Here is a 238-nt window from a genome sequence, read left to right as displayed (position 1 = left end):
GTAGCCTGCGAAAAGCTACGGGGAGCTGGCAAACAAGCTTTGATCCGTAGATGTCCGAATGGGGAAACCCACTCCGAATGGAGTATCCATGGCTGAATACATAGGCCATGCGAAGCGAACGCGGCGACCTGAAACATCTAAGTAGCCGCAGGAAAAGAAATCAACCGAGATTCCCAAAGTAGTGGCGAGCGAAATGGGACCAGCATGTACTCTTTATCCGTACCGTCAGCCAAACGCT

General features: G+C 51.7%; 1 rRNA gene. It reads left to right on the top strand.

From position 1 onward, the window contains the following. Positions 1-238 (top strand): 23S ribosomal RNA (locus AB4Y44_RS42985); the annotation flags it as partial.

Source organism: Paraburkholderia sp. BR10937, assembly GCF_040965695.1.
Classification (GTDB): Bacteria; Pseudomonadota; Gammaproteobacteria; order Burkholderiales; family Burkholderiaceae; genus Paraburkholderia.
Note: the sequence above shows the minus strand (reverse complement) of the source record. Positions and strands in the feature narration are given on the sequence as shown.